The organism is Variovorax raffinosi, assembly GCF_051216615.1.
Lineage (GTDB): Bacteria > Pseudomonadota > Gammaproteobacteria > Burkholderiales > Burkholderiaceae_C > Variovorax.
In genome coordinates this window covers 51188-70211 of sequence record NZ_JBPJZR010000008.1, presented here as the reverse complement: position 1 = coordinate 70211, position 19024 = coordinate 51188, and the positions used below count along the sequence as shown (strand labels likewise).

Annotated in this window: 16 protein-coding genes and 1 riboswitch; of the genes, 5 read left to right on the top strand and 11 right to left on the bottom strand. The window is 65.4% G+C overall.

The genetic code is table 11. From position 1 onward, the window contains the following. Window positions 1–512: 512 nt before the first annotated feature. On the bottom strand, window positions 513–1538 hold the full coding sequence (locus ACSFB7_RS22860) for a glycosyltransferase family 2 protein (RefSeq protein ID WP_435474240.1): 1026 nt from the start codon (window positions 1536–1538) through the stop codon (window positions 513–515). A gap of 83 nt (window positions 1539–1621) precedes the next feature. Here ACSFB7_RS22860 and ACSFB7_RS22855 point away from each other — a divergent pair, with 83 nt between their 5' ends. After that, entirely contained in the window at window positions 1622–1918 is a 297-nt protein-coding gene (locus ACSFB7_RS22855) for a hypothetical protein (protein ID WP_435474238.1), read from the top strand. A 268-nt stretch (window positions 1919–2186) separates the two neighbouring features. Here the strand turns inward: ACSFB7_RS22855 and arsC are convergent, their stop codons facing one another. From arsC to ACSFB7_RS22820, 7 genes are all read right to left on the bottom strand, one after another. After that, the gene (arsC, locus tag ACSFB7_RS22850) at window positions 2187–2567 is read right to left on the bottom strand and encodes an arsenate reductase (glutaredoxin) (protein ID WP_435474236.1); all 381 of its coding nucleotides are present in this window, start codon (window positions 2565–2567) and stop codon (window positions 2187–2189) included. Between the two features lie 26 nt (window positions 2568–2593). Continuing rightward, window positions 2594–3277, bottom strand: a complete 684-nt coding sequence (locus ACSFB7_RS22845) for a glutathione S-transferase family protein (RefSeq protein ID WP_435474234.1) — start codon at window positions 3275–3277, stop codon at window positions 2594–2596. A 32-nt stretch (window positions 3278–3309) separates the two neighbouring features. Further along, window positions 3310–3822, bottom strand: coding sequence for a 6,7-dimethyl-8-ribityllumazine synthase (locus ACSFB7_RS22840; protein WP_435474232.1), 513 nt, complete (start codon window positions 3820–3822; stop codon window positions 3310–3312). A 100-nt stretch (window positions 3823–3922) separates the two neighbouring features. Next, window positions 3923–4085: riboswitch (FMN riboswitch) on the bottom strand. Between the two features lie 98 nt (window positions 4086–4183). Next, complete coding sequence (locus ACSFB7_RS22835; protein ID WP_435474230.1) at window positions 4184–6364, bottom strand: TonB-dependent siderophore receptor; 2181 nt, start codon at window positions 6362–6364, stop codon at window positions 4184–4186. A gap of 302 nt (window positions 6365–6666) precedes the next feature. Next, window positions 6667–7758 carry a DNA glycosylase AlkZ-like family protein gene (locus ACSFB7_RS22830; RefSeq protein WP_435474228.1) on the bottom strand — a complete coding sequence of 364 codons (1092 nt, stop codon included), beginning with the start codon at window positions 7756–7758 and terminating at the stop codon, window positions 6667–6669. 394 nt (window positions 7759–8152) lie between these two features. Then, on the bottom strand, window positions 8153–9577 hold the full coding sequence (locus ACSFB7_RS22825) for a GTPase/DUF3482 domain-containing protein (protein WP_435474226.1): 1425 nt from the start codon (window positions 9575–9577) through the stop codon (window positions 8153–8155). Continuing rightward, window positions 9574–10968, bottom strand: coding sequence for a DUF2868 domain-containing protein (locus ACSFB7_RS22820; RefSeq protein WP_435474224.1), 1395 nt, complete (start codon window positions 10966–10968; stop codon window positions 9574–9576). The genes ACSFB7_RS22825 and ACSFB7_RS22820 overlap by 4 nt, the downstream gene beginning before the upstream one ends. A 447-nt stretch (window positions 10969–11415) precedes the next feature. Here ACSFB7_RS22820 and tssE point away from each other — a divergent pair, with 447 nt between their 5' ends. Then, window positions 11416–12003, top strand: a complete 588-nt coding sequence (tssE, locus tag ACSFB7_RS22815; protein WP_435474222.1) for a type VI secretion system baseplate subunit TssE — start codon at window positions 11416–11418, stop codon at window positions 12001–12003. Window positions 12004–12065: 62 nt separating this feature from the next. Next, on the top strand, window positions 12066–13946 hold the full coding sequence (gene tssF / locus ACSFB7_RS22810) for a type VI secretion system baseplate subunit TssF (RefSeq protein ID WP_435474220.1): 1881 nt from the start codon (window positions 12066–12068) through the stop codon (window positions 13944–13946). Between the two features lie 330 nt (window positions 13947–14276). On the opposite strand, the gene ACSFB7_RS22805 is transcribed toward tssF, so the two are convergent. Beyond that, a complete protein-coding gene (locus ACSFB7_RS22805) occupies window positions 14277–14873 on the bottom strand; it encodes a TetR/AcrR family transcriptional regulator (protein ID WP_435474218.1) in 597 nt (198 codons plus the stop codon). An 84-nt stretch (window positions 14874–14957) separates the two neighbouring features. On the opposite strand from ACSFB7_RS22805, the gene ACSFB7_RS22800 reads away from it, so the two are divergent. Continuing rightward, the gene (locus ACSFB7_RS22800; RefSeq protein WP_435474216.1) at window positions 14958–15386 is read left to right on the top strand and encodes a VOC family protein; all 429 of its coding nucleotides are present in this window, start codon (window positions 14958–14960) and stop codon (window positions 15384–15386) included. A gap of 22 nt (window positions 15387–15408) precedes the next feature. Here ACSFB7_RS22800 and ACSFB7_RS22795 read toward each other — a convergent pair whose 3' ends face one another. Then, complete coding sequence (locus ACSFB7_RS22795) at window positions 15409–16371, bottom strand: GlxA family transcriptional regulator (RefSeq protein WP_435474214.1); 963 nt, start codon at window positions 16369–16371, stop codon at window positions 15409–15411. A 70-nt stretch (window positions 16372–16441) separates the two neighbouring features. Between ACSFB7_RS22795 and ACSFB7_RS22790 the strand changes: the two genes are divergently transcribed. Then, a complete protein-coding gene (locus ACSFB7_RS22790) occupies window positions 16442–17134 on the top strand; it encodes a GNAT family N-acetyltransferase (RefSeq protein WP_435474212.1) in 693 nt (230 codons plus the stop codon). Here ACSFB7_RS22790 and ACSFB7_RS22785 read toward each other — a convergent pair. Continuing rightward, window positions 17131–18987, bottom strand: a complete 1857-nt coding sequence (locus tag ACSFB7_RS22785; RefSeq protein ID WP_435474210.1) for an ABC transporter ATP-binding protein — start codon at window positions 18985–18987, stop codon at window positions 17131–17133. The two genes, ACSFB7_RS22790 and ACSFB7_RS22785, sit on opposite strands and share 4 nt — an antisense overlap. Window positions 18988–19024 lie beyond the last annotated feature (37 nt).

Genomic DNA, 19024 nt, shown 5'->3' with positions numbered 1-19024 from the left:
AGACGCTCGCGGCCTGGGCTTCAGGCCAGGAGGGGCTGCCCGGTCAAACAGCCAGGACGATCTTTCCGCGCGGTCCCCTTGCTCCAACATCGCGTGCGCCTTGGCCGCGTCCGCAAGTTTCAGCGTGTGCGCGATAGACATCTGGTGTCCCTTCTCTGCCATCTCTCGCACGAAGCGCTGTAACCGAGGCCTATCGAATTCGACAATCACAGGGGTGAAGCGGCCCGACCCGTCCGCTGGTGGGGGGAAGGGAGCACGACAGACGCAAATTGCCCGCTTGGGGACAGATACGCGAACAGTTGCTCGGCGATTGCGCCGCCGACGGTATTCGACTACCCCATCGGATGGGCCAGCCGCTTGCAACGCCGCCGCGTCTGAAAGATCGAGGACGGCTGCGACAGGAAGATCGGCAACGGTATCCTGGCCGCCAGCACGTACCTCTGCGTAGACGATCGCACCCGCGTCGAGTGCTGCAAACACCGAGGTCCCGCCGACAGATTCAGCGGTAATCGTCAAACGAATAGTCGACGAACGATAAGCTGACGAATAACAGGTAGACGTAGCGTGAACCTGAATACACGAAAGACCCATGCCGGGCATGACGTGAGCAAAAAGGCCGCAAGCGCATATTTGATTTTTTGGCGGCGCCCCACATAAATATTTGCGGAAGTCATTTTGGAGAATTTTCGGAGAATTTCATAAATCTCGGCGCGATGTTCGCTTTTTTCTACACTGGCTCTTGCTGCTTCTCTTACGAATATTATGCCAAATCTGGGCAGCAGACAATCTCTGAAGAAAAATAAGCCACGATGAACATCGTCATTGAAATTAATCGACAATTTCACAAAATAGCGAAACCTGCTTCTCGACATTTTAATTGTGTAAGAAGTGCTATCTCGGTGAATGCACCAGACTGTTACAGCGCGGTCAATGAATAAATTCGCAAATCCCTTTCGAAAAATTCTCAAAAACAAATCATCATCTTCGTAGCCGATGAATTGTTCGTCGAATCCGCCGGTGGCATCAAATGCTTTGCGAGCGATGATGGAGGCGGATGGAAGAACGAACATGTCATTTCGCAGAAGATTAACTAAAGAAGTTTTTGGATTTTGATTTGAGTTATCTTTAATGAATGTCGCAAGTAAAATGTTGCCATCACCATCCGCAATTTTGAGGTCAGCATAGGCGAATCCAAATTGCGTATGAGATTCGGGAACAGCTTTTATCAATGTTTCGATGTGATCGGGGAGAAAAAAGTCATCTTGATCGAGAAAGCAAATGAAATTCGCAGTGCTCGCCGCAACGCCCGCATTTCTGGCGGAGCCTTGACCGCCGTTTTTCTTGTCAATAATTTTTATGGAGTGGTGAGCGGGCAATGCATGAAGAAAATTTCTTTCTTCAATGCTCGATCCGTCATTGACAATTATTATTTCACTTGCCGGGGTTGACTGCTCAAGCACGCTTTGTAGTGAGCGCTCGATGAATTTTGATCCATTATAAAAAGGGATCACTACAACCACATTTATCTTATCCCTCATGCTTTCCTCGATCTTTTGAATATTCTTCAGTTCCGAGATGGAGAAGAATGGACCGATTATCTGGTGAAAAATGAACTAGGGACGTGAGTTTTGATGTAGGTGCGTGTTGGTGGATGAAAAAACTTTTGGATTTTCTGGAATTGATAATTTGTTTTTTCGTTTGCCAATATTTAATTTCTTTCGGAGTGCATTGGAAATATTTCTATAAGATGATTCCCTTGCAAGAGATTTCGTTGCGTGATTCAGGATGCCCGGGGTACCAAAGTTGTGATGTTGGGTCGGTGCGGGTGAAGAAAAATGCAATGCGTGCATCAGCATCACAACGCGGCGCCCTGGCGCGGGAATTCCTCGACGCTCCGGTTAAACCCCGGCCCAAGTAGCGCAGTAGCGGCACCGGCTTGCTCCGGCGGCGGGGCCATTCTTAGCGCATCGGCCTGGAACTGACGCTTGAGCACACTGTTGGCGAAGACAACAGCGAGGCAGCGCTGACTCGTGTGAAGCACGCGATCGGCGTGATCAAGCAAATCTTCGGTTTGCCAAGGTACGGGATCCGGGCTTCATCAAGAGCTGCACTTGGCATCTGAACTCAGCTTGGCGGCAGCGTGCTCCTCGAAGCGAGAGCCTGATCTGAGCTTCTCGGGCTTCTTCTCAAGCCGGCAGGATCTCGCGCACCCGCTCCCACGGCCGGCACATCAGCGTGCCGCGCGGCGACACCACGATGGGCCGCTGCAGCAGGATCGGGTGCGAGACGATGAAGTCGAACAACTGGTCGTCGGTCCAGTTCGGATCGGCCAGGTTCAGTTCTTCATAAGGCGCTTCCTTCGTGCGCAGCAGGTCGCGCGCACCGAAACCCATGGCCTTCGCCAACTCGCGCAGCTTCTTCTTCGAGGGCGGCGTTTCCAGGTACAGAACGATCTCTGGCTCCACGCCGCTTTCGCGGATCAGGCCCAGCACATTGCGCGAGGTGCTGCAGTTGGGCTTGTGGAAGATGGTCATCGGGTAAGCGGTGGTCGGGGTGCGTGCGGTCATGGTGTCGATGATGAAAAGAGTCGGCGTCAGCTTTGCGGGGCGTCGTGTTCCGTCGTGAAGGGAAAGCGCGCGGCCCAAAAGTCGGCCAGCCGCGGATCGGCATCCACGCGCCGCACCACCGGGGTCATGCGCGGCGCCACGCGGTAGAAGCGTCGGCGCTGCGGCGTCCAGCGCGACATCACGGTCACGTACAGGTCGAGCATGCTGAGCTTCTCGCCCAGCAGATAGGGCGCGGGTTCGTCGATCTGCGTGTCCATCAGGTGCCAGCAATGTGCGATGCGCTCGGCCGAGCGTTCGAGCATCGCGGGTTGCGCGGCAGGGTCGGGCACGAGCCGCTGCGGGTCGTCGCGCACCCAGAGCAGCGAATAGATGGCGGCCGGCAGGTAGACCATCCAGCGCAGGTAGCGCGCACGCATGGGGTCGTCAGGCGCGGGGCAAAGGCCGGCTTGCGGGTAGCGGTCGCCCAGCCAGATCAGGATGGCCGCGCTCTCGGTCATCACTTCGCCCGAAGGCAGCACGAGCGCGGGCACTTGCCGCATCGGGTTGATGCTTGCCACGCGATCGCGCTCGGCCTCGCTCTCCCACGTGGCGACGTCGACAGTGTCGACCTGCGCGCCGATCAGCGTCAGCGCGGCATGGATCGGCGTGGCGCCCGAGCCGGGCGCGCCGTAGAGGGTGTAGCGGTCACTGGAGGCGGATGTGGAAACCATCCGCCCAGATTACTGCAGGCTTGCGCCTGTTGTCACGCGGCCAGCAGCGCGTCGACTTTCTTCAGGCCTTCGAGCGTGTTGAAGCAGGCCTCGGCCACTTCGGTGCCCTTGACCGCGAAGTGGCGGTGGAAGTACTTGCGATGCTCCACATGCTCGTGGAAGTGATGCGGCGTGAGCACGGCCGAGAAGATCGGCACGTCGGTCTCGAGCTGCAGCGACATCAGCGTGCTGACGACCGTGCTCGCGACGAACTCGTGGCGGTAGATGCCGCCATCGACCACCAGCGCGCACGCGACGATGCCCGCGTACTTGCCCGAGTTGGCCAGCCGCTTTGCATGCAGCGGGATCTCGAAGGCGCCCGGCACATCGAAGATGTCGATGAGGTCGCGCGCCACGCCGAGCCGGTCCATCTCGGCAAGGAAGGCATCGCGTGCCTGGTGGACGATGTCGGAATGCCACTGCGCCTCGACGAATGCGATGCGCGTGCCGCGCGGCGAATCCGATGCGGCAATGGCGGAGAGGGGAAGGTCGTTGATCTGACTCATGGTGTGCCTCTTGAAAGCAGGTTTCCTGAATCAGGGCGCACGAAACCACAGGGCAACTCGCGCGCTCCATTAAAAAAAAGCGCGCGGGCCGACCCGCATTTCGCGCTCTCTTTCATCCGGACTGTGACCGTCGGCTTCGGAATTGCACCGAAATCTGCTGACCCTTCGGCTTGCGCGTTGCAAGCCAAAGGCGCTCGCGGGCTCGTGCAACTTTCGCTGCCATTACCGCCGGTGGGGAGTTTCGCCCCGCCCTGAGAACGCTTGCCGTCCGGCGAACCGGACAACGGCGCGATTCTAGGAGCAGCCCCCGCGCACAAGATGTCGCCGGCGCGCCAGACCTTCCGTCGCGCGGGGATTTTCTTCAGAAGCGATACGCCGCGTTCGCAGTCACTGTACGGCGCTGGCCGTAGAAGCAGTCGCCGCGCGCCAGGCAGGTCGTGAGCTGCACCTTGTCGGTCAGGTTGGCGATGTTGAGCGACAGGCGCAGCGGGCCGTTGTCCCAGGCGACCATCGCGTCGAACAGCGTGGCCGAGGGCGTGCGGATGCCGTCCATGCCGTCCCACGATTCGCCCAGGTAGCGCACGCCGCCGCCCACCGAGAAACCGGGCACGCCGCCGATGGAGAAGCGACGCGTGACCCAGGCCGATGCCGTGTGTTTGGGCACGCCCGAGATGCGCTTGCCCAGGTCCGCGCCGTTGCTGCGCGACACGCGCGCATCGGTGTAGGCGTACGAGGCAATCCAGTCCCAGTCGCGCGCGATGCTGCCTTTGTATTCCAGCTCCAGGCCTTTCACATGCACTTCGCCGAGCTGCACGTTGTTGAGCGGATTGGTCGGGTCGGTGGTCTTGCGGTTGGTGTCGCGCAGGTCGTACACGGCCGCCATGAACGAGGTGCGCTGGCCTTCGGGCTCCCACTTGATGCCGGCTTCCCACTGCTTGCCGCGCTGCGGCTTGAAGGGCGTGTTGTTCAGGTCGACGCCGCCCAGCGGCAGGAAGGATTCGGCATAGCTCAGGTAGGGCGCCCATCCACCATCGGCCAGGTAGATCAGGCCGGCGCGCTTGGTGGTGGCCTTGTCGTCGGCCGTTGCAGTGGGCCGGCCTTCGGTGTTTGTGGTCGCCTTGTCGTGGCGCAGGCCCAGCAGGCCGATCCAGCGGCCGTACTTGACCTGGTCCTGCGCGTAGATGCCGATCTGCTTTTGCACCACCTCGGGCGAGCGCGTGTAGCTGGTCGGCGGCGTGTAGTTGCCATAGACCGGCGCATAGACATCGAGCGCGCCGGCGCGTCCGCGGCCCGACCACTTGGACGTGGTGTTGCGCTGGAAGTCCGCGCCGACCAGCAGCGTGTGCTCTGCCTCGCCGGTCTTGAAGTGCGCTTCGGCCTGGTTGTCGAGCAGCAGCATCTTGCCGCCGTTGATGTCGCTGCTCAGGTCGCGTTCGATGGTGCGCTGGTCGGCGTTGAACACCGGCCGCGCGGGCCGCCGCGTGAGGCGGTTGGCGGTGAAGCTGGTGTACGAGGTGTTGTAGATCACCTTGCTTTCGGATGCGCGCAGGTTCTGGCGGAAGGTCCAGGTGTCGTTCAAGCGGTGGCTGAACAGGTAGCCGATCGAGCTGTTGCGCGAGTCGTAGCGATCGAAGCCTGGCTCGCCGGTGAAGGTCGAAGTGGGTATCTGCCCGTAGAGCGAAGGCAGCAGCGTGCCTTGCCACGGAAAGAAGCCGATGAGCGAGCCGCTCTTGTCCTTCTGGTAGAGCGCCTGCAGCGTGAGCGAGGTGTCAGCGCTCGGGCGCCAGGTCAGCGACGGCGCGACCACGACGCGGTCGTCGGCCACATGGTCGACCTGCGTGCCGCTGTCGCGCCCCACGGTCACGAGGCGATAGAGCCACTTGCCTTCGGTGTCGAGCGCACCGGTGAAATCGGCCGCGATCTGCTTGCGGTTGTTGTTGCCCAACTGCAGTTGCACTTCGCGCTGCGTCTCGGCCTGTGGCCGCTTCGAGACGAGGTTGAGCACGCCGCCGACCCCGCCCTGGCCGTACAGCACCGACGACGGGCCGCGCAGCAACTCGACGCGCTCCAGCGTGTAGGGCTCGGCTTTGGTCGTGTTGTAGACGCCGTAGCCGCGCTGCAGGCCATCGAGGTATTGCACCGCGTCGCCGCCGCGCACCTTGAACGAATCGACGCGGCTGTCGAAGTAGCTCGACACCACCCCAGCCGTGTAGTTGGTGGTTTCGCGCAGCGTGAGCACGCCCTGCGCTTCCATCTGGTCGCGCGTGACGACCGAGATGGCTTGCGGGGTTTCGATCAGCGGCGTGTCGGTCTTGGTGGCGCTGCCGCCTCGCTTGGCGACGAAGCCGGTCACGGGGCCGTGTGCGGTTTCGCCCGCGTCGCCCGACACGGTGACGGTGGGCAGTGCCCTGCGCGGCTCGCCGGTTTCGTCCTTGTCCTCGGCATAGGCCGGCGCGGCGGCGCTCAGCGCCAGTGCGGTGGCCGCGAGCGTGGCCCGGCGGCAGTGCGAGAGGCGGAATCGTTGGCGGTTTCTGGATGTCATGTGCAGCTTCTCCTGTGTCCTGCGATAGGTGCGATAGGGGGAGTGGCTGCGGCACGCGTGCGGCGCGTGCCATGGCTTCTCGTGAATCAAGTTGTGAGTGCGACGCGCACGACCGACGCTTGCCCGATGCAGGCAAGCGGCTGGTGTTGTTCGTGAGTCTTGTGGTGTCGCGGGGGTGTCAGCCACCGGTCGCGACAGCATGGCGTCGGTCCTGTGCGGCTGTCGTCTTCGTTCCTTCGAAGACGGCTGGCGGGCCCTTGCAGGGCGGCTGGCTGAGGGGCGCGATTATAGAAGCGCGCGCATCAGCGGCCGGCCAGGAACTGCGTCATGCGATGCAGTTCGTCGTCGAGTGCCGCGCGAAACGCGGCGTCGCGCGGCTTCTTGCCCGCATAGCCGAAAGCCGGTTTCAGTTGGCCTTCGGGCGCCGTCACGTTGGCCCAGCCGATCACGCGGTCGTGCCACAGCATCGGCAGCGCGTAGTAGCCGAACTGGCGCTTCGGCGCGGGCGTGTAGGCCTCGAACTTGTATGTCCAGTCCCACAGCAGCTCGAAGCGGCGGCGGTCCCACACCACCGGGTCGAAGGGCGCGAGCAGGCGCACCGCGTCGTCGGGTGCGTGGCGCCGCGAAGCCGGGTTTTCGTCGGCGGGCCAGTACCAGGTCGTGCCGTCGATGCGGCAACTGGCAAGTTCTTCACGGGCCAGGCGCAGGGCGGCCTGTGTCTGCGTCGAAAGATGCGGGGCGCCGTAGCCCAGCAGGCGCACGAGATACGTCAGGCTTGCTGCGGGCAGCGGTGCGTACTTGCGCACCACCAGTGCGATCAGCGCGGCGGCGCGTTGCGCGCGGCCGGCGGGGCTGTCGTCGGCGGGCTGATGCGTTACCGCTTCATAGACGCGCGTGCCGCTGTCGCGCCGCACCACGCGCAGCATGCCCCGGTAGTGCAGGCCATCGAGCAGGCGCGTGGTCGCGTTGCTCGAGCCGCCCCAGTAGTTCTTGACGCTGCCATGCGCGAAGTGTTGTTCGACCTGGCGCGGATGCACCGGGCCGTGTTCCTGTACATAAGCCAGCACTGCGGCTGCCTTGCGCCGCGTGTCCGCGTCCCATGCGCGCTTGGCTTCGCGTGGATGCATCAGCGCGAGATGTTCACGCGGCAGGAAGCCGTAGTTGACGAGGCAGTCTTCCTCGACGGCGAGCCGGGTGTAGCGGCTTTCGAGATCGCCTGCGCGGTAGTCCTTCACGCGGTGGCGCAGCGTCAGGTCTTGTGCGCGTGCCGGGGCCCGGATCGGGTCGGCCTGCACGAAACCGAGTTGGCGGATTGCGCCGGGCAGTGTGGTGGGCTTGAAGAGGGTGCGCGCTACGGCATAGCGGCGAAGGTCGTCTAAGGTCGGGTCAGCCATGGGCGAATTGCAGCACAGGTGGCTGGTTTTCGCTTCTTCTTGCTGTTGTGTGTTCGGGGGCGCTGCTGTTCAGGGCGACGCTCACGCCGACACGGTGCTCTTTTTCGCGAATGTCCCCCGCTTCGCTCCTCCTTTATTTCGCGAAAAAGAGCCCCGTATCGGCGCGAGCGCTCAGAGCGGTCGTTGATCGCGGGCTCACCAGCAGCGCGTCCATGTGCGAATGACACCAGGTGCTCCCCGCAGCGAAATAAAGGAGGAGCGAAGCGGGGGACATTCGCGGAGGGGAGCACCTGGTGTCATTCGCACTCGCCCCGAATGCACCCGCTCCCAAGCGGCGTCAAAGAACGAATGCCTCAAACAGGCGAAGCCCGCCACCAGTGCAGGCTGATGCGACTCAAGTCTCTTCGTCGAAGGCCCGTTGCAGTTCGTGCCCGAGGTCCGCGACCAGGGCTTCGCGTTGCGGCGAAGGGCGCCAGAAGCTGCGCACCACGCCGCCGGTCGATTCCCATTCGGGGTGATTGCGCGCCGGCTGTGCTGCGCGCACCGCGGCCGCCGCGGCGCGCGTGGGCGCATCGCCGTCTTTCGGCGTCTCGGCGCTGATGCGCTGCGTGGCCGCATGGCCGCGTTGCTCCAGCGCCTGCGTGAGCTTGAGCTGCCATGCGACCAGCGCGAACAGCACGCCGTCTTCGACCGTGAGTTCGTGCATGTCGCGCAGCTTGTTCGCGATCTTGCGGCCCAGCGGCCCCCAGCCTTGCGAGACCGCGCCGCCGATGGCACCGCCCAGCGCCGCACCGGCGCCGAGCGAGATGCCGGCCACGGCCAGGTCGGCCACCACGCCCACCGCGGCACCGATGACGGCGCCCTTGCCCAGCCGCAGGCCCGCGTCCTTCATGGCTTCAGGGCTGAAGAAGTCGAGCGTCCAGCGGCCTTCGATCATCGGCAGCGGTGCTTCGTCGGCGTCGCCCTGGCGAAAGCCGTAGAGCGCGAGCAGGTCGTCGGTGCAGCGCTGTGCCTTGTCGAACACGGCCTTCTGCAACGCGGTGACCAGCGTCTGCCGACGGGCCGTGTCCGCGAATTCGGTGGCGGAGACGGTGCGGCGCACGGCCGCGGCATCGACCAGCAAGGCGGCGATGCGCGCGCAGGCCGAGTGCCGGCGCTGGCCGGCTTCGGCGTCCAGCGCATCGACCACGCCGCGCAACTGGTCGCGGCGGTCGCGCAGCAGCGTGGCGAGGTCGTTGTACAGGTCCTGCTCGGCGCCGACGAAAGGCGCGGCCGCATCGAAGCGCACCTGCACATGCAGGCCGTAGGCCGAGAGCAGTTCTTTCCAGGCCGGCTCGCGGCTGGCGGCATCGCGCACGAAGTTCAGCACCGGCAGCACGGGGCGCGCGCAGGAGTTGAGCAGCTCGATCTCGTCGCGGAACTTCGGCAGCACCGGCTCGCGCACATCGATCACGAGAAAGGCCGCATCGATGTCGAGCATGGTGCGAAGCACCTTGGCTTCCTGCTCGAACACGCCGTGGGCTTCCGGGCTTTGCAAGAACTGGCGGATGCGCTCGGGCGGCGTGGCTTGCGCATCGAAGCCCGCGAGGTGTTCGCGCAGGGCGACGGCATCTTCCAGGCCCGGCGTGTCGAAGAAGCGCACGGCGGCTTGCCCGTTCACCTCGAGGTCGACCGATTCGACATGGCGCGTGGTGCCGGGGCGCTGCGACACCTCGCCGAAGTGGACGCGCCGCGTCAGCGTGCGCAGCAGCGAGGTCTTGCCCGCGTTGGTGTGGCCGACGACGGCGATGCGGATGGGTGGAATGGGCGACGCGGTCATGGTGTGGGCCCCAGTCCCTGCAATGCAGTGTCGAGCCTGTCGCTGGCCCCGATGCGTTCCAGGCCGGTGTCGCGCAGCCAGTCGAGCCAGCGTTGCGTTGCCACGGCCCCGGGCGTATCGGCCAGCCAGAGCCTGCATTCGCCGCAATGCGCCAGCACTTCGCGCACGAAGCGTTCGGTGCCACGGTCGGGGCTCGATGCGGCATGGCACACCAGCAGCACGGTGCGCGGGCGCGCCTGTGCCAGTTGGTCGAGCAGGGCGCGGCGCGCGGGGGCGCTGCCGTCGATGCGCAGCACCTGCGTGGCGTCGGCGGGCAGGGCGGCCGGTGGCCACGGCATGTCGGGCGGCAGCTCGAAGCCGATGACGAACAGCATGTCCTGCAGCTCGGAAGCAGACAGCCCGGTTGGCAGCGCACCACGGATGCGGCCCGGATCGGCATCGACGATGGCGGCCGGCGCAAGCGCGGCGAAGCGGGCCAGCAGCTTGCGGTAGTACGGCTCGTGCCAGTCGGGTTGCAGCGCCTTGCTGCGGCGCTTCCAGATGGCCGCGCTGAGAAGCACCAGTGCCAGGCGCGGCAGCAGTCCGTAGACCACGATGCAGCCGGTCAGCCACAGCGCCCACGTGCGCTGGCCCGCGGCGCCGGGCGCAGCAGCCAGTACGGTCGCCGCATCGGGCACCGGAAAGCCCAGGTGCGCCGGTGCCCAGCCCAGCACCTGCACCGCGCGCACGAAGAAGGCGGGGTCGAGGATCGTCGTTTCCCAGCTCAGCGTGTAGCTGCGAAACGCGAGCGCGAACAGCATCGCGGCCAGCACCACGGCGAACGACAGCGACCAGATGCCGTGGCTCACGAGTCCGAAGGCCCAGGGCAGCAAGCGGGCGCGGGCCAACAGGCCGGTGGTGGCGCGCACCAGCATCGGCGCCTGGCCGCGCTTGCCGCCGGCCACGCGGGCGGTGAGCGACAGCCAGATCCAGCCGAGTGATGCGGTGTTGAACGAACCGAGGGGAAGCCACAGGCCGACCAGCCAGAGCAGCAGCGTCAGCGCATGCAGGCCCAGCAGGCTGACGAGCGCGACGATCACGTTGATGTGGCGCTCGCCACCGCCGACCACATTGCCCGCAAGGCCGAGGCCCGCGACAACGATCAGCGCCACCAGCCCGAGCAGCACCCAGGGCGCCCATTGGCGGGCGCGTGCCATCTCGGGTTGCAGGCCCAGGCGTTCACCCAGCTGCAGTGCGCGGTCGGTGACCTGCGCATGCGCGTCGACCGCGCGCGTGGCGGCGGTGCGCATGGCTTGTGCGTCGTCGAGCGGGCCGTTCTGTTCGGCCCATCGGATCGCCTCGGTGATCACCGCATCCGGAAAAGCAGATTCGCGCAGTGCGGTGTTGGTCAACAGGGTCCCTTCGCAAGTGAAGCCCGGCGCAGCGGCAGGGCGCGCGAATTATGCCCGGCGCGTTGCCGGCGCCCATGAGAAACGGGGCCGCGAGCGACCCCGTTTCTCATGGCGTGCGAGTCGTTGGCGCGTGCGCGGTCTCAGCGAAGGCCGAAGAACGAAAGCACGGCCACGACGACCACGACCAGACCGACGATGTAGATGATGGAATTCACGCGAGGACTCCGTTGTTGACGACAGCTTCAGCATCGCGCTACACGGGTGTTGCGACTGTCGGCAAGGGGCGGCGTGTGCTGTAGGCGCTTGAGAAGGGCAAACCCCATGACATATCCCCGGTTTGCGCGCCTTTTCGCCAGAGGCTTCGCAGATGTGACGATTGTTTGCAATGCGCAACCGACATCCACGCAAGACTCTGGCCCTCTTCAGCCCGACCCATCTCCCGCCCCCATGCGACTCACCGAGCAGTCTCCGTTCACCGGGTCCCACCCGGCCCACCCCGGCGCCCGTTCGCCCCGCCCGGCCGATGCGACCGCGGCACGCGCCAATGCGCAGCTTTTGCCCACGCTGTTCGACCGCCTGCGCGACGAGGCGCCCAGTCGTACCTCGGAGTTGCCTTCGGACTACACCGTCACGCCGGCGCAGATGCGCGACATCGTGCAGCGCGACCTGGCCCATCTGCTGAACACCACCAACGCCGAAGACCTGATCGACCGCACGCGCCATGCCGATGCGGCGTCTTCCACCATCAACTTCGGCGTGCCGCCGCTGGCGGGCAGCTACCTGTCGGAGCGCAAGTGGGTGGACATCGAACGCATCATCCGCCGCGCCATCCAGGACTACGAGCCGCGCCTCATTCCGGAAACGGTGACGGTGGTGCCGCTCATGAAGGAGGGCGGCGCGGCCGAGGAATACAACGTCCTGCTGTTCGAGATCCGCGCCATGATCAATCTGCGTCCCTATCCGCTGGAGCTCACGGTGCAGAGCGCGGTCGATCTTGAAACCAACCGCATGAGCGTGATCAGCACGGCGCGCTGAAGCGCCCGTCACATCTCACGCCCCACGCCCCACCCATCACTCTTCAGGGAATCGACGCATTCATGGAACCCCGACTTCTGGATTACTACAACAAGGAACTGGTCTACATGCGCGAGGCGGCGAGCGAGTTCGCCAGCTCGCATCCGAAGATTGCGCGCCGCCTGGGCATGCACGGCATCGAAGTGGCCGACCCGTATGTGGAGCGGCTGATCGAGTCGTTCAGCTTCATGTCGGCGCGCATGCAGATCAAGCTGGACGCGGAGTTTCCGCGCTTCACGCAGCGGCTGCTGGAGGTGCTGTATCCGAACTACCTGAGCCCCACGCCGTCGATGGCGGTGGCGCAACTGCATCCCAGCGTGAAAGAGGGCGACTTCACGCGCGGCTTCGTGGTGCCACGCGGCACGGCCTTCCATGCGCGTGTGCCGGCGGGCGAGGAAACCCCGTGCGAGTTCCGCTCCAGCCAGGACGTGACGCTGTGGCCCTTCGAGATCGTCGATGCCAAGCTCACCGGCGCGCCACCCGACATTCCGGCGCTGGAGCGCTATGTGCCGCCGCATGTGCAGGTGACGGGCGCGCTGCGTTTGCGGCTGCGCATCGTGGGCGAGATGGGTTTCAGCGCGCTGGTGGGGCTCGACCGCCTGCCCGTGTACCTGCGCGGCAACGAGCAGGTCGCTTCGCACCTGTTCGAGTTGCTGCACACCTCGGCGGTGGCCACCTTCGTCGGCGAGCCCGGCAAGCTGATGGAGCGCCCGCATGTGGTGACCGACGGCGCGCTGGTGCACGAAGGACTGGCGCCGGGTGAGGGACTGCTGCCGCTGACGTGGAACACCTTCCACGGCCACAACCTGCTGCACGAATACTTCGCGTGCCCCGAGCGCTTCTACTTCTTCACGCTCACGCAGCTCGCACCCGGCCTGGCGCGCGTGCCCGGCAAGGAGGTAGAGATCGTCGTGCTGCTGAGCAAGCCGCCGGGCGCGCTCGGTTCGCTGGTCGATGCCGGGCAGTTCGCGCTGTTCAGCACGCCTGTGGTCAACCTGTTCGAGCGGCGCACGGACCGCATCGAACTGAATGCGGCGCAGCCTGAATTTCACCTCGTGCCCGATCGCTCGCGTCCACTGGACTTCGAGGTCTACTCGGTCCAGCGCATCGGGGGACAGCAGGCGCAAACCACGGCGGAGCTGGAGTTCCGCCCGCTCTACCAGACGCTCAATGAAGACGAGGGCAACTACGGCCGCTACTTCTCGGTGCGGCGCGAGCCCCGGCTGGTGTCGGACACGGCGCGCAAGTACGGCACGCGCACGCCGTACATCGGCACCGAGGTGTTCCTGTCGCTGGTCGACCAGCACGAGGCGCCATACCCCGACAGCCTGCGCTATCTGTCGGTGAAGGCGATGCTCACCAACCGCGACCTGCCGTGCCTGGTGCCGCGCAACGGGCATTCCGACCTGGCCGTGGCCGATTCGATCCCGGTGTCGGCGGTGGGCCTGATCCGCCCGCCGAGCACGCCCAAGTCGCCGTTCGCGCAGCGCGAGATCGCGTGGCGGCTGATTCGCCAGTTGGGCTTCAACCATCTGCCGCTGGCCGACATGCCGCACCGCGAAGGCGCACAGGCGCTGCGCGACATGTTGCGGCTGTTCGTGACGGCCGACAACGATGTGCTGGCCCGCCAGATCGACAGCCTCGTCGGCTCGCGCATCCAGCCGGTCACGCGGCGGCTGCCGGGTGCCGGGCCGTTGATCTACGGGCGCGGCGTGCAGTGCACGCTGAGCGTGGACGAAGAGGGCTTCTCGGGCACGAGCCCGTACCTGCTGGGGCTGGTGCTGGAGCACTACCTCGCGCGGCACGTGAGCATCAACGTGTTCACGCAGACGGTGCTCGAATCGATGCAGCGCGGCACCGTCGCCAAATGGCCGGTGCGCATGGGCGGGCGCGGGATCGTTTGAGGGCTGTCGCGGGGCTCACTTTTAGCGCCGTTGTTCAGGGCGACGCTCACGCCGACACGGTGCTCTTTTTCGCGAATGTCCCCCGCTTCGCTCCTCCTTTATTTCGCGAAAAAGAGCCCCGTATCGGCGCGAGCGTTGGGCAGAGCGGTCGTTGATCGGCGATTCACCAGCAGCGTGCCCATGTGCGAATGGCACCAGGTGCTCCCCGCAGCGAAATAAAGGAGGAGCGAAGCGGGGGACATTCGCGGAGGGGAGCACCTGGTGTCATTCGCACTCGCCCTGAATGAACCCGCAGCGCCCCGAACAGGCCCGCGCAGCACCAACGGCAGATCAGCGTTTTTTCTCCGGCCCGAGTGCCTGTTCGATCAGCCAGCGCATTGCCGAACGCACTTCCTTGGCGTCGGCTCCTGCGTCGATTTCCAGCGCAGCTCGGTCGAAGGCCGCCGACAGCAATTGAGACAGCGCATCGACGGACACTTCGCCGCGCCCCATGCCGGCCTTGGTCAGGCCTTGGCGCAGCGAGTGCGCCGCGTTCGCGTCGTCCATCGCCATGATCTCCGTCATGCCGAGCACGGCGGGCCCGTCGATGAGCAGCAGCCGGGTGCGGCCCGGCACCGTCATCGCGTTCAGGTAAGCCTCGCTTCCTTCGAGCAGCGCTTCGCGCGGCGCAAGCTGCTCGGGCGTGGCCGCTTCGATGTCGGTAGCCACGGCTTCCGACTCGCGCACCAGCACCTGCCTGAACAGATCGCGCTTGTCGGTGAAGTGGTGATAGAGCGCTCCGCGCGTGATGCCCGCGGCCACCGCGATTTCAGGGGTGGAGGTGTCGCCATAGCCCTTGCTGACGAACAGCGCGCGGGCCGCCTCGATCAGCGCCAGACGGGTGGTTTCGGTGCGTTCGCGGTTGGTTCGGGCGGGGGCTTTGGCCATGACCCTAATTTACATGCAGCCTGTTTGTGGATTAATATTTAATTTACATTCTGTCTGTATGTTTTATCTGAAAGGACGAACGCCATGAAAGTAACGAGCTTCTATCCCGTGGTCATGACCCATGACGTCGCCGCAACGGCGGCCTTCTACCAGCGGCACTTCGGCTTCACGGCGCTGTTCACGAGCGACTGGTACGTGCATCTGCAACTGGCGGACGACTCGGCGGTCAACCTCGCCGTGCTCGACGGGCGGCACGAGACGATCCCGGCGCCCGCGCGCGGGCAGGTGGTGGGCGGGCTGCTGCTGAACTTCGAGGTGGACGACCCCGATGCGGTGCACGACCGGCTGAAGGCGGCCGGCCTGCCGATCCTGCTGCCGCTGCGCGACGAGGCCTTCGGCCAGCGGCACTTCATCACCAGCGACCCGAACGGCGTGCTGATCGACATCATCAAGCCGATCCCGCCGAGCGCGGAGTTCGCGGCGCAGTACGAGGCCGGCGCGCTGCCCACGTGATGCGCGGGCGCGCACCCGCTGCCTACTTCATCTCGGCGCGAAGCTCCCGCACACCGCGGCCGAGCTTGCGGCGCAGCAGGTTCCGCAATGTCGAGGCATCGGCGTAGCCGACCTCTTCGGCAATCGCGTCGAGGTCGCTGCCGGACGACACCAGCTGCTTGGCATGCTCGATCCGCAGGTCCTGGAAAAACGCCAGGGGCGACTTGCCCAGCACCGATTCCATCCGGCGCTGCAAGGTGCGTGGGTGCACGTGCAATGCATCCGCACAAGCCTGCAGCGAGAAGCCTTGCGCAAGATGTTCCCGCGACCAGCGCTCGAACCTCGCAATCAGCGGATCGGCGTGGGCCACGAAGTCCGGAATGATGTATTGCGCCTGCGACGAGCGGCTGTCGACGAGCATCAGCCGCGCAACGCGCGCCGCCAGCTCCGGGCTGGCTTGCCGCACCAGCCAGAGTGCCAGGTCGAGATGGCCCATCATGGCGCCCGCCGTCACCACCCCGCGCGATGTGATGACCATGCGTGAATCGTCCAGCTTCACCGCCGGATAACGCTGGCGGAAGAGCGGCGCGAGCGACCATGTCGTGGTCGCTTCCCCATGGTCCAGCAGCCCCGCGTCCGCGAGCAGGAAGGTGCCGATGCAGGCGGCCGCGATGCCGATGCCTTCCGCATGCCAGGCGCGCAGATGGTCCTTGGCTTCGCACACGTCGCGCCGCGCCAAGGCTTCCAGGAGGCTCGCGGGCTGCTTGGCATTCAGGGCTGGCACCACGACCCAATCGGGCCGCCCGAGCGCACTCGCCGGCTCGACCTGTGTGGAGAAGCCCATGGCCGTGCGGATGCGCCTCCTGACGCCGACCAGCCGCACGTCGAACGGCGGTGATGCCGCCCCCTGGATCGCAGCCAGTTCATTCGCCGTGGCAAAGGTGTCCAGCAGCGCGGTGATGCCGGTGTCGAATACGCCGTCGAGGGCAAGGATGCAAAGTTTCATGTCGTGAATCACACCAAAGATGTCGTTTACGACTGTAGCTCGGCGCAAGCCCGCTGCCTAAACTGAGCGTATGACGAAACACCTCGACGACAACAGGCTCGACAACCCGCCGTGGTTTGCCCTCACCACGAAGCAGGCGCATCTGGGGCAGCGCGAAGAACTCGCTGCCCGCTACCACCCGGATGTCGCCGCGTTCGCCGGCGTGGCGAACACGACGCCGGAGGCATTCCGGCAGCTCGGCCTGCTCGTCGCGCCGGGCGGCCACGTGCTGCTCACGCTCCCTGAACTGCTGTCGCCGGTGGAAGGGGTGCATGCGGAGCGCCTGTTTGCCGTGTGCCAGATGGTGGACGCCGGCGAGGCGGCAAGCGGCACGCAAGACGATGTGGTCCGTCTGAGCGCCGCCGATGCCCCCGCGATGATGGAACTGGCCCTGGAGACCAAGCCCGGCCCCTTCGGCCCGCGAACGCACGAGATGGGCAGCTACATCGGCATTCGAGACGGTGGTCGTCTCATCGCGATGGCCGGTGAGCGGATGCGATGCGACGGGTACACGGAGATCAGCGCGGTCTGCGTGAACGACGCGAACCGCGGCAAGGGGATCGCGGGCCGGCTCATGAACATTCTTCGCCGCGAGATACGAGCGCGCGGCGAAACGCCTTTCCTGCATGTCCGCGACGACAACGCGACGGCCATCGGGCTCTACGAACGTCTCGGCTTCCAGACCCGGCAGACGTTCCATCTCTACCGGGTCGGGTTCGGCTAGGCCCTGAGCGCCTCGCCGTCTTCCAGGCCATCCCCCAGGAACCCGCCGCTCTGGTGGGCCCACAGCCGCGCATACAAACCACCTTGCGCCATCAGCGTGCGGTGGTCGCCTTCTTCCACCACGCGGCCTTCGTCGAGCACGATCAGCCGGTCCATCGCCGCGATGGTCGACAGCCGGTGCGCGATGGCGATCACGGTCTTGCCTTCCATCAGCGTGTACAGGCTCTGCTGGATCGCGGCCTCGACTTCGGAGTCGAGCGCGCTCGTGGCTTCGTCCAGCAGCAGGATCGGCGCGTCCTTCAGCATCACGCGCGCAATGGCCACGCGCTGGCGCTGGCCGCCCGACAGCTTCACGCCACGCTCGCCCACGTGCGCCTCGTAGCCGCGCCGGCCGCTGGCATCGCTCAGCGTCTGGATGAAGTCGTGCGCCTCGGCGCGCCGGGCTGCCGCCTCGATCTGCGCGGGCGTGGCGTCGGGCCGGCCGTAGGCGACGTTGTCGGCCACCGAGCGGTGCATCAGCGAGGTGTCCTGCGTGACCATGCCGATGTGGCTGCGCAGCGAGTCCTGCGTGACATGCGCGATGTCCTGCCCGTCGATCAGGATGCGGCCGCTCTCCAGGTCATGGAAGCGCAGCAGCAGGTTCACCAGCGTCGACTTGCCGGCGCCCGAGCGGCCGACAAGGCCGATCTTTTCGCCGGGCTTGACCGTGAGGTTCAGGTCCTCGATCACGCGGCGGCCTGCGTCGCCATAGCGGAAGCTCGCGTGTTCGAAGCGCACTTCGCCGCGCGGCACGTCGAGCACCGTGGCGTCGGCTGCGTCGAGCACCGTGCGCGGGCGCGACAGCGTCTTCATGCCGTCCTGCACCGTGCCGATGTTCTCGAACAGGCTGGTCATTTCCCACATGATCCAGTGCGACATGCCCTGCAGCCGCAGCGCCATCGCGGTGGCCGCTGCCACCGCACCCACGCCGACCGCGCCGGTCGACCACAGCCACAGCGCCATGCCCGCCATGCCGGCGGTCAGGCCCATGCTCAACGCGTGATTGACGATCTCGAACGCGCTCACCAGCCGCATCTGGCCGTAGCCGGTGTGCATGAACTCGCGCATGGCGTCGCGCGCAAAGCCGGCCTCGCGCTGCGTGTGCGAGAACAGCTTGACGGTCGCGATGTTGGTGTAGGCGTCGGTCACGCGGCCGGTCATGAGCGAGCGCGCATCGGCCTGCGCCTTGCCGACCTTGCCCAGCCGCGGCACGAAGTAGATGAGGGCGCAGATGTACAGCACCAGCCAGATCACGAAGGGCCACACCAGTTGCGCATCGAGCACGCCCACCAGGATGATCATGGTCGCGACATACACGCCCATGGCCACCAGCACGTCGGCCAGCACGAACACGGTCTCGCGCACCGCCAGCGCGGTCTGCATCACCTTGGCCGTGATGCGGCCGGCGAACTCGTCCTGATAGAAGGCCATGCTCTGGCCCAGCATCAGCCGGTGGAAGTTCCAGCGCAGGCGCATCGGCAGGTTCACCGCCAGCGTCTGGTGCTTGACGATGGTCTGCAGCGCCACCACGCCGATGCTGATCACCAGGAAGGCGGCCAGCCACAGCAGCGTGTCGCCGCGCTCGGCCCACAGGCGCGAGGGCACCTGCCCGCCGAGCCAGTCGACGATGCGCCCGAGGATCGCGAACAGCGCGGCCTCGAAGATCGACATGACGGCGGTGAGCACCGCCATCGCGGCGATCTTCCCGCGCACGCCATGCGTGCAGGCCCACAGGAAGGCGAAGAAGCCTTGGGGCGGCAGCGCGGGTTCGGCGGCGGGGTAGGGGTGAAGTAGTTTTTCGAAGAAGCGGAACAAGGCGAACGATCTCCCAGATAGCCGGCAACTTTAGCCG